We start from the raw sequence: 16,626 nt of genomic DNA, 5'->3' as shown, positions 1-16,626 counted from the left end.
AATTTCTAACAAGCACAAACACCCTTTTTGAGCCACTATTACCATTAAGGTCAGTAAGAGAAGTAGTACATGGAAAAACCACTAGCAGGAAAAAATATTTTAGTCGTAGAGGATGAAACTGTCTTCCGCACCGTGATCGCCGGCTACCTGAGTTCGCTTGGCGCAACTATCTATCAGGCAGAAAACGGCCTGGAGGCATTGAACCAACTGAAAGTTCAATCTGCGGATTTGATCCTTTGTGATCTGGCCATGCCTGAAATGGGCGGGATTGAGTTTGTTGAACGTTTACAGATTCAGGGGGTTCAGATTCCGGTATTGGTGATTTCAGCGACCGATAAGATGACTGACATTGCTCAGGTGATGCGTCTGGGGGTAAAAGATGTATTGCTGAAACCAATCGTAGATTTGAATCGATTGCGAGAAGCGGTACTGGCATGTCTGTACCCGGTGCTATTCACATCTTATGCTATCGAAGAAACCGACCTTATTCAGGATTGGGAGGCGTTGCGCAAGAATCCGCATGATGCTGCACAGTTATTAAAGCAACTACAGCCTCCAGCACAGCAAACCATTGCCCGCTGTCGAATCAATTACCGTCAACTGACCGTGGTTGAACAGCCTGGTTTGGTACTTGATATTGCAGCATTGTCTGATAAAGATTTGGCTTTCTATTGTTTGGACGTAACCCGAGCAGGCGATAATGGTATTTTGGCTGCATTACTGTTGCGAGTATTATTTAATGGCATATTGCAAGAGCATTTGGCACATCAACAGCAACGTCTGCCACAAATGTCATCTTTACTTAAACAGGTCAATCAATTATTAAGGCGAACCCATCTGGATGGGCAATTTCCTTTATTAGTTGGTTATTACCATGTTGAATATCAGAATTTGATTCTGGTTTCTGCGGGGTTACATGCCAATGTCAGTGCAGGTAAAAATCAGATTCAGCTAAGTAATGGTGTGCCTTTGGGAACACTGAAAACGACATACCTAAATCAAATAAGCCAACGCTGTGATGCCTGGCAGTGTCAGGTATGGGGGGGAGGGAGCCGCTTAAAACTGATGCTTTCATCTGATGAGTAGTTTGATTTTTGAATATATTAGCCTGAAAATATGCCATAAAGCCTATCTATTCCCCTCTTTTCCGTTATCGCGCGACTCTCTATATAAATGGTTCTATAACGAAACTTCGAAATAAACTCGATTTGTTTCAATCTATGTGTCTGTTCAAGATGTGTGAAATTTGGCTTGATATACTTTTGCTTGCGTCGACATCGGCTAATTTTTGCGTAAGCCTAATATGTTAGCCAGCAATGATAATGTGCGGCCTCAGGCTAAATTAAGGTTCGTTACTGATAATGACCAACAGACAGTTTTGTATTGAATTTGAACTCGAGGATCGATGGAATGAAGGTTACCGTTTTTGGTATTGGTTATGTAGGGCTGGTCCAGGCCGCAGTGCTTGCCGAAGTTGGTCATGACGTACTTTGTATTGATGTCGATGCTAAGAAAGTTGCCGACCTACAACAAGGCCGGATCGCAATTTTTGAACCAGGCTTGGCTCCATTAGTGAAAGAAAATTATGAGTCTGGCCGTCTTCAGTTCTCAACGGATGCTCAGGCCGGGGTTGCCCACGGTACTATTCAATTTATTGCGGTCGGTACACCTCCTGATGAAGACGGTGCCGCTGATCTTAAATATGTACTCGACGTTGCCAGTACCATCGCTAAATATATGGATGCACCGAAGATTATTATCGATAAATCGACGGTCCCGGTAGGAACGGCAGATAAGGTACAGCAAACGGTTCAGGCTGTTTTACAGCAGCGTGGAGAGAACATTGAATTTAACGTGATATCAAATCCTGAATTTCTAAAAGAGGGGGCCGCAGTTGCTGACTGTAAGCGTCCGGAACGTATCGTTATCGGTATTGATACCGATGATAGCGGTGTGATCGATTTAATTAGCGAGTTATACGAACCCTTTAATAGAAATCATGATCGGCTATTAATTATGGATATCCGTAGTGCTGAACTGACCAAATATGCAGCAAACGGTATGCTTGCAACAAAAATCAGTTTCATGAATGAGATTGCTAATATTGCTGAACGCCTCGGCGCTGATATTGAAAAAGTACGACAAGGCATTGGTTCAGATTCACGCATTGGCTACCATTTTATATATTCGGGTTGTGGTTATGGTGGTTCCTGCTTCCCGAAAGACATACAAGCCTTAATTCGTACCGCGGAAGCTCATGACTATCAGCCTCTACTCTTGCAAGCGGTAGAAAAAACCAATAATCAACAAAAGTATAAGCTGACCGAATTCATTGAGCGCCATTTTGGCTCAGAATTAGCAGGAAAAACATTTGCGCTTTGGGGATTAGCATTTAAGCCTAATACAGATGATATGCGAGAAGCGCCCAGCCGGGTTTTAATGGAAACCTTGTGGAAGGCTGGGGCTATTATTCAGGCATATGATCCAGAGGCTATGGATGAGGCGCAGCGTATTTATGGCGCAAGAGATGACCTGAGATTAATGGGGACAAAAGAGTCCGCCTTACAAGGCGCTGACGCTTTGGTTATTTGCACTGAATGGCAGAGTTTTAGAGCTCCAGATTTTGATGTAATCAAGTCACGACTAAAACAGCCCATTATTTTTGATGGGCGTAATTTGTACGATCCAGAGCGTCTAAATAGCCGAGGGTTCACTTATTACGGGATTGGCCGTGGTGTTTCGATTAGACGGGCATAATAAGTCTGTAAAGGTGAATTTATCTGTTGAGTACAAAAAGTAAATTAGCTGATTTTGTGCTCAATCTTGTTCGATAGTGTAGCTAACATCTGCATTCTCAGCATCGGATTATATCGTTAACTGACTTTATTGATTCTGCGTTGTAGTTATTTTGATTATTGTATGACTATAAATTAGCAGAGTATTCTTATAGATTTATCAACAGAGTGATAACCGAGCGTTATTTATCTAAACCGAAAGTTTAGGTAACGGGTTATGTATCACTTGTATGTTAATCCAGCGATATGATGGTGTGCATTTCAACGCATATGGCTCAGTTTAAATGAGAGACAAAAAAATACCCTCCGGTGAATGGGAGGGTATTTTCATCGTAATAGTAAATGAAACAATACTATTACAGTAGGAAATCATCCAGTGATTTGCCTTGCTCTTCAATAGCTTTCTTAATTACTGCTGGAGTACGGCCTTGGCCTGTCCAGGTTTTCAGTTCGCCATTTTCATCTTTGTACTGATATTTAGCAGGACGCGCAGCACGTTTTGCTTTACCAGCAGTTTTAGTTGCAGCTAAAGTTTGCAGCAGTTCATTTGGATCAATACCGTCAGCAATAAGCATTTCACGGTATTGCTGCAATTTACGCGTACGTTCTTCAATCTCTGCTTGTGATTGAGATTCTTCTTCGCGGCGTTCGTTAACGACCACTTCAAGTTTCTCAAGCATTTCTTCTAACGTTACAAGAGTGCATTCGCGGGCTTGTGCACGTAGAGTACGGATGTTGTTAAGAATCTTTAACGCTTCGCTCATTGTCCTGGTCTCAAATTATAATTGGTGGGGGGGCGTCTGGATAATAATAGAGTGCTATTTTAATTTCTGCAATAGCCAATTTGATATACATGCTCGAATTTACGTATTTTATTTGTAGAAAGTTGCTGGTCGCTACTAATAAGCGAGGGACAGTTGTTATTCTCAGCACTTTTTTTAACACAATTTTTCGTTTTGCTGCCAAATGCCCTTACAAGTGAACATGATTTTCCGACTAAGTTATAAGTTTGCTTTATATCAATAAATCAAGAATAGACAACTTCCACGTTTGTATGTGCAATAACCGATAGTGCAAAAAGCGAGAGATATAGGTGTAGTGAAAAACTCAGTAAGTCAAAAAGGCATGTTGTATTGGATTCGTCAGGTTCTGACAATATTTGTAATCACTATTACACCAATTAATCATGAGAACACATTACTTGCATCATTAATGAACCAATCGTGCGGCCTGCATATGCGGTGGTTTGTGCTTCTTACACCACTAATCTGGTTAATGTTCAAGCAGAGTCTTTTCACTATTGCAATATTGTGAGTTTGGTCAAGTAATGTCACTAATAATAGGCAGTATTTCAAATGCAAGTTTGTACAGTCTCATTAACAATATCTATTACTTAATAGGGAAAACAGCAATATAGCGGAGCCTCAGACGCTATGTCGTGTCTGAATTTATGATAAACTGAGCGTATGTTGTCACTGTGATCATTTATTAAACCATTGGAGTTACGGGTCCATGGCTCAACTTTATTTTTATTACTCTGCAATGAATGCAGGAAAGTCCACAGCGCTGTTACAGTCTTCTTATAACTATCAGGAGCGCGGTATGCGCACCTTGGTATTTACCGCTGAGATAGATAACCGCTTTGGCGTCGGGACCGTAAGTTCACGCATTGGCCTCTCTTCACAAGCACTCCTGTATAATAGTGCGACATCACTGTTCGCGATAATCACGACAGAACATCAGGCAAAGCCTATACATTGTATTCTGCTTGATGAATGCCAGTTTCTGACCAAAGAACAGATTCAGGAACTGTGTCAGGTGGTTGATGATCTCGATATCCCGGTATTGTGCTATGGACTACGAACTGATTTTCTTGGCGAGCTTTTTCCTGGCAGCAAATATTTGCTGGCATGGGCGGATAAACTGGTGGAGCTAAAAACGATTTGTCATTGTGGTCGCAAAGCTAATATGGTGCTGCGTTTAGATGCGCAGGGTAAAGCAGTACATGATGGCGAGCAGGTGGTTATTGGTGGCAACGAAAGTTATGTTTCCGTTTGTCGCCGCCATTATAAAGAAGCGATTAAAGCCGCTTGCCAACCAGATTCATGTGAGTAGTCAATTCTCTGCTGTACGCTACCTCACAGGCTTTTTTATTCAGTCTGTGGGGTTGTCTGCCTTTCATCGTATTAATTCAATACAAACCTTTATGTGCTAATTAATAAGGCTTAACGGTATTTGGTGGTGACTTACTTTCCTGTTGCAACCTTTACTCGCTGAATATTTTAAACTGTGTCTCTCATCGGGTGTATAGCGAACGTCCAGCATCAGGGAATTTATCTTGGAGCCTGCAAAGATCCTCCGTTATGTGCATCGAACCATACCCCGAAATACGTTTCAGCCGCGTGTCACTGCGCGCATGAGCAGAGGCACGCACTATATCGAGTCAATTTAGCCGATTGCGTGTTGGAAGGCACAGAGAGAATTAATAGGGAGGCGCTGCGGGTGCATGTGGAATAAAAAAGAAAACCCCCAATCAGCCGTTGCCCATTGGGGGTTATATCATCTTTACTTTACCCCATTTGAACGTGGGGGTTTAAGCCTTATGACGATTATTACTTCTTAGCTTTCTTCTCAGCTTTTGGTGCCGGAGCGGCTACAGCCACTTCTTCACGGTCAAGCTCTTCGCTAAATTCACGGCCGTAGTAAGTATCCATCAGAATCTGTTTCAGCTCAGAGATCAGTGGGTAACGTGGGTTAGCACCGGTACACTGATCATCGAATGCATCTTCAGACAGTTTGTCTACTTTTGCCAGGAAGTCAGCTTCTTGAACGCCCGCTTCACGAATTGATGCCGGGATACCCAAATCAGCTTTGATTTCATCTAACCAAACCAGCAGTTTCTGGATTTTCTGTGCAGTACGGTCGCCCGGCGCACTCAGACCCAGATGGTCTGCAATTTCAGCATAACGACGACGCGCTTGTGGGCGGTCATACTGGCTGAAGGCAGTCTGTTTGGTTGGGTTGTCATTCGCGTTATAACGAATAACGTTAGAAATCAACATGGCGTTTGCCAGGCCGTGTGGGATGTGGAACTCAGAACCCAGTTTATGGGCCATTGAGTGGCAGACACCCAAGAAGGCGTTAGCAAAAGCGATACCGGCAATGGTCGCAGCGTTGTGAACACGCTCACGGGCCACCGGGTTTTTCGCCCCTTCGTGGTAGCTGGCTGGCAGGAATTCTTTCAGCAGTTTCAGCGCTTGCAGAGCCTGACCGTCAGAGTATTCGTTCGCTAATACAGAAACATACGCTTCCAGCGCATGGGTTACTGCGTCCAGACCACCGAAAGCACACAGTGACTTAGGCATATTCATCACCAGGTTGGCATCAACGATTGCCATATCTGGAGTCAATGCATAGTCAGCCAATGGATATTTCTGACCAGTGGCATCGTCGGTAACAACCGCAAATGGTGTCACTTCTGAACCAGTACCTGAAGTGGTAGTGACGGCGATCATTTTCGCTTTCACACCCATTTTCGGGAACTTGTAAATACGTTTACGGATATCCATAAAGCGCAATGCCAGTTCTTCGAAGTGCGTCTCTGGGTGCTCGTACATCACCCACATGATTTTGGCAGCATCCATCGGTGAACCACCACCCAGCGCGATGATCACGTCTGGTTTGAAGGAGTTCATCTGCTCTGCACCTTTACGTACGATGCTCAGGGTAGGGTCTGCTTCGACTTCGAAGAAGACTTCAGTTTCGATACCGTGAGATTTCAGTACGCTGGTGATTTGATCGGCATAACCGTTGTTGAACAGGTAGCGGTCAGTCACGATGAAGGCACGTTTTGCACCGTCAGTTGCCACTTCTTCCAATGCGATAGGCAGGGAGCCACGGCGGAAGTAAATAGATTTCGGGAGTTTATGCCACAACATGTTTTCTGCTCGCTTAGCCACAGTTTTCTTGTTGATCAAGTGTTTCGGACCGACGTTTTCAGAGATGGAGTTACCACCCCATGAACCACAACCCAGCGTCAGAGATGGCGCTACTTTGAAGTTATACAGGTCACCGATACCACCATGAGAGGCAGGGGTGTTGATTAAGATTCGGGCGGTTTTCATTTTATCGCCGAAATACTTAACGCGTACAGGTTGGTTATCCTGGTCGGTATACAGGCAAGATGTATGGCCGATACCGCCCATTTCCACCAGTTTTTCTGCTTTTTCGACCGCGTCTTCAAAGCTCTTCGCACGATACATTGCCAGTGTTGGTGACAGTTTTTCGTGAGCGAATGGCTCTGATTCATCAACAACTTTAACTTCACCGATAAGAATTTTGGTATTACTTGGTACTTTAATACCGGCCATTTCAGCAATTTTAGTGGCTGGCTGACCTACGATGGCGGCGTTCAGACCACCATTTTTCAGGATGATATCCTGAACCGCTTTCAATTCTTTACCTTGTAACAGGTAACCGCCGTGAGAAGAGAAGCGCTCACGGACAGCATCATAAACGGAGTCAACTACAATGATTGACTGTTCTGACGCACAAATTACGCCGTTGTCAAAGGTTTTTGACATCAGAATAGAGGCGACAACACGTTTGATATCCGCAGTTTCATCAACAACAACGGGTGTGTTACCTGCACCTACACCGATAGCCGGTTTACCAGAACTGTAAGCCGCTTTAACCATACCTGGGCCACCGGTTGCCAGAATTAGGTTAATGTCTGGGTGGTGCATCAGTTGGTTAGACAACTCAACAGTAGGGGCATCAATCCAACCAATAATATCTGCTGGCGCACCTGCTGCAATAGCGGCTTGAAGCACGATATCGGCAGCTTTATTGGTTGCGTCTTTAGCACGAGGATGTGGAGAGAAAATGATACCGTTACGGGTCTTCAGGCTAATCAGTGCCTTAAAGATGGCGGTCGAAGTAGGGTTGGTTGTCGGAACAATACCGCAAATCAAACCGATAGGTTCAGCGATAGTGATGGTGCCGAAGGTTTTGTCTTCTTCTAAAATGCCACACGTTTTTTCATCTTTGTAAGCATTATAAATGTATTCAGAAGCAAAGTGGTTCTTGATCACTTTATCTTCAACAATACCCATGCCTGATTCTTCTACAGCCAGTTTGGCCAATGGAATACGGGCATCCGCTGCAGCCAGAGCTGCGGCACGGAAGATTTTATCAACCTGCTCTTGAGTGAAGTTGGCATACTCGCGCTGGGCTTTCTTGACGCGTGCTACTAGCTCGTTAAGTTCAGCGACATTCGTTACAGCCATAATGCTCTCCTGATAATGTTAAACTCTTTTAGTAAATGAGCTGTTGAAGCAACTAGTATAGACAGGCTATGCCATACTGTATGGCGAAATAGAGATAGTTCTTATAGCCTACTTTTCTATTTCTGACCGCTGATTTACTGAAAGAGCTTCTCGTTGGTTAAGTATAAAGTGGGGGAGGAAAAAACATTTTCAACCTTTTATACCTTATTCACTCCGTGGATTCGCTCTCTGCCACGACTCTGAGCTTAACTATTCTTAGGTATGCTTTTCGTGATTTAAATCACAAAACCGTCAAGCTGACACCATTCAGCAATTATTTGTTGAGAGTAATTATCATTTTGGTGAATAAATCGATAATTCATGACCTTAACACAGCATTAGTACCACAGATTTTTAACAAAAAAATGCCATTACGATCTGCATTCCAAAATTGAGTATAAATGCTGTTTTATTCCATAGATTCCTGTGACTAATTCCATTACATTAGCGCGAAAACTCGCTGAGTAGCGTCATATCGGTGTTTTTTGGTAGAACGACCTGACGTGGTTGGCATGAAATAAATCGTGCAGAAAACAACGCACGAAAGGGTTTTATCATAAGGCAACATATGATGCATATTTGTCACGCACCGCGTTGATTGCATCGATACGGTGCGCCACAATGCCGTGCGCCGGTAGAATGATTATAATTGACGGCTACCGATGATGTTTTATCAGCAATGTTTTTATCAGCGATTTTATTATAAACAATGCGGAGTGATGTGTGAGTCAATCACTGTTGGACCTTTCAGGTTACATCAAGTTTTTTGTTGGCTTATTTGCACTGGTTAACCCGGTAGGCATATTGCCGGTATTCATCAGTATGACCAGCTATCAGGCCGCAGCAGGGCGGGATAAAACCAACCTGACAGCCAACCTGTCGGTGGCGATTATTTTATGGATATCTCTGTTCCTTGGCGATGCCATCCTAAAAATATTTGGTATTTCTATCGATTCATTCCGTATTGCGGGGGGGATTCTGGTCGTCAGCATTGCCATGTCGATGATCAGTGGCAAACTGGGTGAAGATAAGCAGAATAAGCAGGAAAAAACAGAAACTGCGGTGCGTGAGAGTATTGGTGTCGTCCCATTGGCATTGCCTCTAATGGCCGGGCCGGGTGCCATCAGTTCAACCATCGTCTGGAGTTCTCGTTACCACAGTTGGCAAAATTTATTGGGCTTAACCGTCGCGATAGCGCTGTTTGCTTTCTGTTGCTGGCTATTATTTCGTGCGGCTCCACTATTAGTTCGCTTATTAGGCCAAACAGGGATTAACGTCATAACCCGTATTATGGGGCTATTGCTGATGGCATTGGGTATTGAGTTTATTGTCACGGGTATTAAAGCGATATTCCCTGGGTTACTTTAACCCACCGGGCAAACCCTCCTCATAATTGAAAGGTCATCTATGTATATTGGATGACCTTTTTCATTTCAAAAGCCTATCTTGTAGGCAACTAAGCATTAATTTGGTGCAGAGAACGTATCAAATATAATCTATTGCACTTTAATGCTGCATTTATATCAATCTCATCTTAAAAATTTGGTTTAAGGTCTATTTACTCCGCTTTATTGAGCGGCTCGTATCGGATTTGATCAAATAAAACACGCTATTTGTTGTTAAAATGCTCACATCATTCTGTAGGGCTTGTGCGGAAATTATCTAGATGTTATTAGTGATTACCGCCTAATGTATAGGTGTTTATCCTGCCAATGGCAATAATGTTAACTTTATGTTTCTTTTTTGTGGTGGGCGGTGTTTTTCATGATTTTAAGTTAAATGCTTTGCGAAATATATCTATCTAAATCATATTGTTATATCAGGTATTGTGCGTTGATGTACTTAAGCACTATAGTTATAAATTATATTGAAAAGAGAATTGCTTAACATTTCTGTAAAATTTATTGGCGTCAGATTTCGGCATCTGTTAGTTTTCGGGCAACTTTCTGATAAGAGATCTCTTGTCTTTTCAACAAAAAATCTATCAAGTTCACTATTCTGGAATAGTTATTGCTAGTCGTTGTTAGCCACAAATTGGCCTTAAGCATTGAGAAAAACATCACAAATCTCGTAAAAAGGGCGGTGATAAATACAAATAAAGTTTAAGCGGCGACTATCGGCAATAATTAGCACTATTCTGGGTTTATCGTTTTCAGCAGCATCAATGATAGCCGTGGTTCCACCGGTGTTGAAATGGGCAGGCAATAGGGATGTATAACAGGGTTGATAAAATGGCCTGATGTTTATACATGTGGGATGTTACGTAGTCGGATTCGTTCCCCGAATAACGTAATTTACAAATACCTTTTAAAGGTGAAGCTTGCTCAGTCACTGGGCGATGCAATAATAAAAACTGGAGTGAATATAAGCATGACCAACATCACAAAAAAAACGCTACTGGCGGCAGGTATCGCTGCGGCAATGGGTATGATGGCCGTAGGGACTTCTTTTGCAGCCAATGTCCCTGCTGGCGTACAACTGGCAGAAAAGCAGGTTCTGGTACGTAACAATGGCTCTGAACCACAATCACTGGACCCACATAAGATTGAAGGGGTGCCAGAATCCAATATCTCTCGTGATTTGCTGGAAGGGTTGGTTATCAACGATCCTAATGGCAAAATCCTGCCCGGTGCGGCTGAAAGTTGGGAAAACAAAGACTTTAAAGTCTGGACGTTCCATATTCGCAAAGATGCTAAATGGTCAAATGGTGACCCTGTAACGGCACAGGATTTCGTTTACAGTTGGCAGCGTCTGGCTGACCCTAAAACGGTTTCTCCCTATGCCAGTTATGTGCAATATGCCCATATCGCTAATATCGACGATATTATTACCGGCAAAAAAGCCCCTGATACGCTGGGCGTAAAAGCGTTGGATGACCATACTCTGGAAGTGACACTGACCGAACCGGTTCCTTATCTGGACAAACTGTTGGCCCACCCATCAATGTCTCCGGTTAACAAAACGGTGATTGAGAAGTTTAATGAGAAGTGGACGCAGCCACAAAACTTTGTCGGCAACGGCGCTTATAAGCTGAAAGATTGGGTGGTAAACGAACGTATTGTGTTAGAACGTAGCCCAACCTATTGGGATAATGCGAAAACTGTCATCAACCAGGTCACCTACCTGCCAATTTCTTCTGAAGTGACGGACGTAAATCGCTATCGCAGCGGTGAAATCGACATGACATATAACAACATGCCGATCGAGTTATTCCAGAAACTGAAAAAAGAGATCCCACAAGAAGTCCATGTTGATCCGTATCTGTGTACTTATTACTACGAAATTAACAACCAGAAAGCTCCGTTTACCGATGCCCGTGTCCGTGAAGCATTGAAGCTAGGTATGGATCGCGACATTATTGTCAATAAAGTGAAGAATCAAGGCGATCTGCCAGCCTACGGTTTCACGCCTCCGTATACCAGTGGCGCTGAATTGACACCGCCAGAATGGTTTAGCTGGACGCAAGAAAAACGCAATGAAGTGGCGAAGAAGCTGTTGGCTGACGCGGGCTACACTAAAGACAAACCATTGACATTTAACCTGTTATACAACACTTCCGATCTGCATAAAAAACTGGCTATCGCGGCGGCATCGATCTGGAAGAAAAACCTGGGTGTTGACGTTAAGCTGGAAAATCAAGAGTGGAAAACCTTCCTTGATACCCGTCATCAGGGGACTTTCGACGTCGCGCGTGCTGGCTGGTGTGCTGACTACAACGAACCCTCTTCATTCCTGAATATGATGCTATCCGACAGCAGCAATAACACCGTGCATTATAAAAGCCCGGCGTTTGATAAGTTGATCAAAGACACACTGAAAGTAAAAACTGAAAAAGAGCGTGCCGCTTTGTATCAGCAAGCTGAAGTTCTGTTGGATAAGGACTCTGCCATTGTACCGTTGTTCTACTACGTGAATGCGCGTCTTGTGAAACCTTATGTCGGTGGCTACACCGGTAAAGATCCGCTGGACAATATGCACGTTAAAGATCTTTATATTATCAAGCATTAATGTATTAGGGGCAGCCGCGAACGGGTGTGCTGCCCTTATTGCTTGATAATTCAAAAAGGCTAAAGGTACAGGCAATGTTAAAATTTATTCTACGCCGCTGTCTGGAAGCGATTCCGACACTTTTTATTTTGATTACTATCTCATTCTTTATGATGCGTCTCGCACCCGGCAGCCCATTTACTGGCGAGCGTAATCTTCCACCCGAAGTCATGGCAAATATTGAGGCGAAATATCACCTCAACGATCCCATTTATAAGCAGTATTTCAATTACTTGGGGCAACTGGCACAAGGTGATCTTGGGCCTTCATTTAAATATAAAGATTACACAGTCAATGAGTTAGTTGCTGCGTCATTTCCCGTCTCGGCAAAACTGGGTTTTGCCGCCTTTTTATTGGCGGTAGTATTAGGGGTGAGCGCGGGTGTTATTGCGGCGTTAAATCAAAATACCAAGTGGGACTATACGGTGATGGGCTTTGCCATGACCGGTGTCGTTATCCCCAGTTTTGTGGTCGCGCCGTTATTGGTGCTGGTTTTTGCCATCCTATTAAAATGGTTGCCGGGGGGAGGCTGGAATGGTGGTGCGCCTAAATTCATTATTTTACCGATGGTAGCGCTGTCACTGGCTTATATCGCCAGCATTGCACGTATTACCCGTGGTTCAATGATTGAAGTTTTGCACTCCAATTTTATTCGTACTGCGCGAGCGAAGGGTTTACCACTGCGGGTTATCGTATTGCGCCACGCGTTAAAACCGGCATTGCTGCCTGTGCTGTCTTATATGGGACCCGCTTTTGTGGGTATTATCACCGGTTCAATGGTGATTGAGACTATCTTTGGTTTACCGGGGATTGGTCAGTTGTTCGTCAACGGAGCGTTAAACCGCGATTACTCCCTGGTTCTGAGTTTGACCATTTTGGTCGGCGCTTTAACTATTTTATTTAATGCGATCGTGGATGTGTTGTATGCCGTCATCGATCCGAAAATCCGTTACTAGCACTGGAGCACGCCAATTATGTTGAGCAAAAAAAATAGCGAAGCTCTGGATGTTTTCAGTGAAAAGCTGGAAGTTGAAGGGCGTAGCCTTTGGCAGGATGCCCGCCGCCGTTTTGTCCATAACCGCGCGGCGATCACCAGTTTGGTGATCCTGATATTCATTACCTTATTTGTTATTGTGGCACCGATGTTAGCGCAATTTAGCTACGCAGATACGGATTGGGGCATGATGTCAGCCGCACCGGATATGGCCTCTGGCCATTATTTCGGTACTGATTCATCGGGCCGTGATTTGTTGGTTCGCGTGGCCATCGGCGGGCGCATCTCATTAATGGTGGGGGTCGCGGCGGCGTTGGTGGCCGTGGTTGTCGGCACATTGTATGGCTCTTTATCCGGCTATCTTGGTGGCAAAATCGATTCGCTGATGATGCGTCTACTGGAAATTCTCAACTCCTTCCCGTTTATGTTTTTCGTTATTCTGCTGGTCACCTTCTTCGGCCAAAATATTCTGCTGATATTCGTGGCAATCGGCATGGTTTCCTGGTTGGATATGGCGCGTATTGTGCGCGGGCAGACATTAAGCCTGAAACGCAAAGAATTTATTGAAGCGGCGCTGGTGGGCGGTGTTTCCACGCGCAATATCGTATTACGCCACATCGTACCGAACGTATTGGGCGTGGTGGTGGTTTACGCCTCTTTATTGGTTCCCAGTATGATCTTGTTTGAATCTTTCCTAAGTTTCCTTGGGTTAGGGACTCAGGAGCCGCTGAGTAGCTGGGGGGCGTTGTTGAGCGATGGTGCTAACTCAATGGAAGTCTCGCCGTGGTTGCTGATGTTTCCTGCCGGTTTCCTGGTCGTGACGCTGTTTTGTTTTAACTTTATCGGCGATGGCTTGCGTGATGCCCTCGATCCGAAAGATCGCTGAGGAGTAGCACTATGACGACTATTGATAATCAGTCTGCTGTTCAGCCATCGGCGCTGTCGGAGCAAAAAATACTGTTGGATGTGAAAGATTTGACCGTCACATTCGGCACACCCGATGGTGATGTGACTGCGGTTAACGCACTCAATTTTGACCTGCGTGCTGGCGAAACACTGGGTATTGTGGGGGAATCTGGCTCGGGTAAATCACAAACGGCATTCGCTTTAATGGGGCTGCTGGCCAGTAATGGTCGCATCGGTGGCTCCGCGAAATTTAATGGCCGTGAGATCCTAAACCTGCCTGAGAAGCAATTGAACCGTTTGCGGGCGGAAGAAATTTCGATGATTTTCCAAGACCCGATGACGTCACTAAATCCCTATATGCGGGTGGGTGAGCAGCTCATGGAAGTGCTGCAACTGCATAAAAAGATGAGCAAAAGTGAGGCGTTTGAAGAGTCGATTCGGATGTTGGATGCGGTAAAAATGCCCGAAGCGCGCAAACGGATGCGTATGTACCCCCATGAATTTTCAGGGGGAATGCGTCAGCGAGTCATGATTGCAATGGCACTATTATGTCGCCCGAAATTATTGATTGCCGATGAACCGACAACTGCGCTGGACGTAACAGTTCAGGCACAAATCATGACTTTGCTGAATGAATTGAAAAGTGAATTCAATACCGCGATCATTATGATCACCCATGACCTTGGGGTTGTGGCAGGTATCTGTAATAAAGTTTTGGTGATGTATGCCGGGCGAACTATGGAATACGGTCAGGCCCGTGATGTGTTTTATCACCCAAGCCACCCGTATTCTATTGGCCTGTTGAATGCTGTTCCTCGCCTTGATGCTGAAGGTGAATCTCTAATGACTATTCCAGGCAATCCGCCGAATTTACTGCGCTTACCCAAAGGTTGCCCGTTCCAGCCGCGTTGCCAATTCGCCATGGATCGCTGTTCTACAGCACCTGAGTTGGAGCACTTTGGTGAAGGCCGTTTACGCGCCTGTTTTAAGCCAGTAGGGGAATTAGTATGAATGCCATAACAGATAAGAAAGTATTATTGGAAGTGGCTGACTTGAAAGTTCATTTTGATATTCAGGATGGCAAACAGTGGTTTTGGCAACCCTCAAAAACCCTAAAAGCGGTTGATGGTGTCACCCTGCGGCTGTATGAGGGTGAGACTTTAGGTGTGGTGGGTGAGTCCGGCTGTGGTAAATCCACCTTTGCTCGCGCCATCATCGGCCTGGTCAAAGCCTCCGGCGGCAGTGTCTCGTGGTTAGGCAAAGACCTGCTCAACATGAGCAAAGCTGAGTGGCGCGCAACGCGTAGTGACATTCAGATGATATTCCAGGACCCGCTGGCATCATTAAACCCGCGTATGACTATTGGCGAAATTATTGCTGAGCCATTACACACTTATCACCCCAAAATGTCACGGCAGGAAGTCAAAGATAAAGTTAAAGCCATGATGTTAAAGGTGGGATTATTACCTAACCTAATCAACCGTTATCCTCATGAGTTTTCCGGAGGGCAGTGCCAACGTATCGGTATTGCTCGCGCGCTGATTCTTGAGCCTAAACTGGTGATTTGTGATGAGCCGGTTTCCGCGCTGGATGTGTCAATTCAGGCGCAGGTCGTTAACTTATTGCAGCAATTGCAGCGCGAAATGGGGTTGTCACTGATTTTTATTGCCCACGATCTGGCGGTGGTAAAGCACATCTCTGATCGGGTATTAGTGATGTATTTGGGCCATGCGGTGGAGTTGGGAACCTATGATGAGGTTTATCACAACCCGCAGCACCCTTATACCAAAGCGTTAATGTCTGCGGTGCCAATCCCTGATCCGGACAAAGAAAGGGCTAAAGTCATTCAGTTGCTGGAAGGGGAGCTACCTTCGCCGATTAACCCACCATCAGGCTGTGTATTCCGCACTCGCTGCCCGATTGCCGGGCCAGAATGTGCGAAAACGCGCCCACTGCTGGAGGGCAGTTTCCGACACGCGGTTTCATGTCTGAAAGTTGATCCGCTGTAATATGATGGTGCCGCTTCACCCAACGTTGCGTATCGAATAGCAAAAAGCCCCGCCGAATTAAGGGTGGGCTTTTTTATGTTACCGCTCAGCGCTGGCGGCGTTATCGATTACTCTTTCCACAAGATATGGCAAAGTTTGTGGTCTTTTTCGCGGCACAGCAGCACCCGCGCAAAAATATCGTTAATCTCTTCACCATCATTGTCAGCCAGGCCGATAACCACTTCAGCGAAGAAATCAGGGTTTAAATCAAAATCGACATGTTCTTGCCAATCTTCAGCCGGATCAAATAGCTCTGCGCCACCACGTTCTTCAAACTGAAGATTAAATAACAAGATATCGGCCGGATCGAGGTTATCCCCAGCTAATTCCAGAAAGATATCGTAAGCCTGTTCCAGCGTTTCATCTTCAGTCAGGCGGTTATTGAGATCCATTGAGCTTGGCTCTTGTGCGTTCTGGTCCATTTGCAGATTCCCATTTATCATTTGCGGTTTGCGCTCATTAAAACATTCCCGGCACAGCTTTTACAATTATTATGCTGCCATTACTGC

The 16,626-nt window shown here is 44.8% G+C and carries 12 protein-coding genes; 9 read left to right on the top strand and 3 right to left on the bottom strand.

Features of this window, described 5'->3' with window-relative positions; translation table 11 throughout:
• The first annotated feature begins 69 nt into the window (after positions 1-69).
• On the top strand, positions 70-1,086 hold the full coding sequence (gene rssB / locus AT01_RS02595) for a two-component system response regulator RssB (protein ID WP_004699139.1): 1,017 nt from the start codon (positions 70-72) through the stop codon (positions 1,084-1,086).
• A 324-nt stretch (positions 1,087-1,410) separates the two neighbouring features.
• A complete protein-coding gene (locus tag AT01_RS02590; RefSeq protein WP_042545968.1) occupies positions 1,411-2,757 on the top strand; it encodes a UDP-glucose dehydrogenase family protein in 1,347 nt (448 codons plus the stop codon).
• 394 nt (positions 2,758-3,151) lie between these two features.
• Here the strand turns inward: AT01_RS02590 and hns are convergent, their stop codons facing one another.
• Positions 3,152-3,559, bottom strand: coding sequence for a histone-like nucleoid-structuring protein H-NS (gene hns / locus AT01_RS02585; protein ID WP_042545967.1), 408 nt, complete (start codon positions 3,557-3,559; stop codon positions 3,152-3,154).
• Positions 3,560-4,307: 748 nt separating this feature from the next.
• On the opposite strand from hns, the gene AT01_RS02580 reads away from it, so the two are divergent.
• Complete coding sequence (locus AT01_RS02580; protein ID WP_042545966.1) at positions 4,308-4,910, top strand: thymidine kinase; 603 nt, start codon at positions 4,308-4,310, stop codon at positions 4,908-4,910.
• A gap of 497 nt (positions 4,911-5,407) precedes the next feature.
• Here AT01_RS02580 and adhE read toward each other — a convergent pair whose 3' ends face one another.
• Positions 5,408-8,083 (bottom strand): bifunctional acetaldehyde-CoA/alcohol dehydrogenase, encoded by a 2,676-nt coding sequence (gene adhE, locus AT01_RS02575; protein WP_042545965.1) that lies wholly within the window; start codon positions 8,081-8,083, stop codon positions 5,408-5,410.
• Between the two features lie 762 nt (positions 8,084-8,845).
• Between adhE and AT01_RS02570 the strand changes: the two genes are divergently transcribed.
• The 6 genes from AT01_RS02570 (at position 8,846) to oppF (ending at position 16,078) form a co-directional block, all read left to right on the top strand.
• Positions 8,846-9,490, top strand: a complete 645-nt coding sequence (locus AT01_RS02570) for a YchE family NAAT transporter (protein ID WP_004708395.1) — start codon at positions 8,846-8,848, stop codon at positions 9,488-9,490.
• A gap of 1,002 nt (positions 9,491-10,492) precedes the next feature.
• Positions 10,493-12,130 (top strand): oligopeptide ABC transporter substrate-binding protein OppA, encoded by a 1,638-nt coding sequence (oppA, locus tag AT01_RS02565; RefSeq protein ID WP_042545964.1) that lies wholly within the window; start codon positions 10,493-10,495, stop codon positions 12,128-12,130.
• Between the two features lie 74 nt (positions 12,131-12,204).
• Positions 12,205-13,125, top strand: a complete 921-nt coding sequence (gene oppB, locus AT01_RS02560; RefSeq protein ID WP_004699155.1) for an oligopeptide ABC transporter permease OppB — start codon at positions 12,205-12,207, stop codon at positions 13,123-13,125.
• Positions 13,126-13,140: 15 nt separating this feature from the next.
• A complete protein-coding gene (gene oppC / locus AT01_RS02555; RefSeq protein WP_042545963.1) occupies positions 13,141-14,049 on the top strand; it encodes an oligopeptide ABC transporter permease OppC in 909 nt (302 codons plus the stop codon).
• An 11-nt stretch (positions 14,050-14,060) separates the two neighbouring features.
• Positions 14,061-15,080, top strand: a complete 1,020-nt coding sequence (gene oppD / locus AT01_RS02550; RefSeq protein WP_042545962.1) for an ABC transporter ATP-binding protein — start codon at positions 14,061-14,063, stop codon at positions 15,078-15,080.
• On the top strand, positions 15,077-16,078 hold the full coding sequence (gene oppF / locus AT01_RS02545; RefSeq protein WP_042545961.1) for a murein tripeptide/oligopeptide ABC transporter ATP binding protein OppF: 1,002 nt from the start codon (positions 15,077-15,079) through the stop codon (positions 16,076-16,078). The genes oppD and oppF overlap by 4 nt, the downstream gene beginning before the upstream one ends.
• Before the next feature lie 107 nt (positions 16,079-16,185).
• Here oppF and AT01_RS02540 read toward each other — a convergent pair whose 3' ends face one another.
• Positions 16,186-16,509, bottom strand: coding sequence for an HI1450 family dsDNA-mimic protein (locus AT01_RS02540; protein ID WP_025378148.1), 324 nt, complete (start codon positions 16,507-16,509; stop codon positions 16,186-16,188).
• Positions 16,510-16,626: the final 117 nt, after the last annotated feature.

Origin of the sequence: Yersinia aldovae 670-83, from assembly GCF_000834395.1 — a bacterium.
In the GTDB taxonomy this organism is placed as follows: Bacteria; Pseudomonadota; Gammaproteobacteria; order Enterobacterales; family Enterobacteriaceae; genus Yersinia; species Yersinia aldovae.
This window is presented reverse-complemented; position numbering and strand designations above follow the sequence as displayed.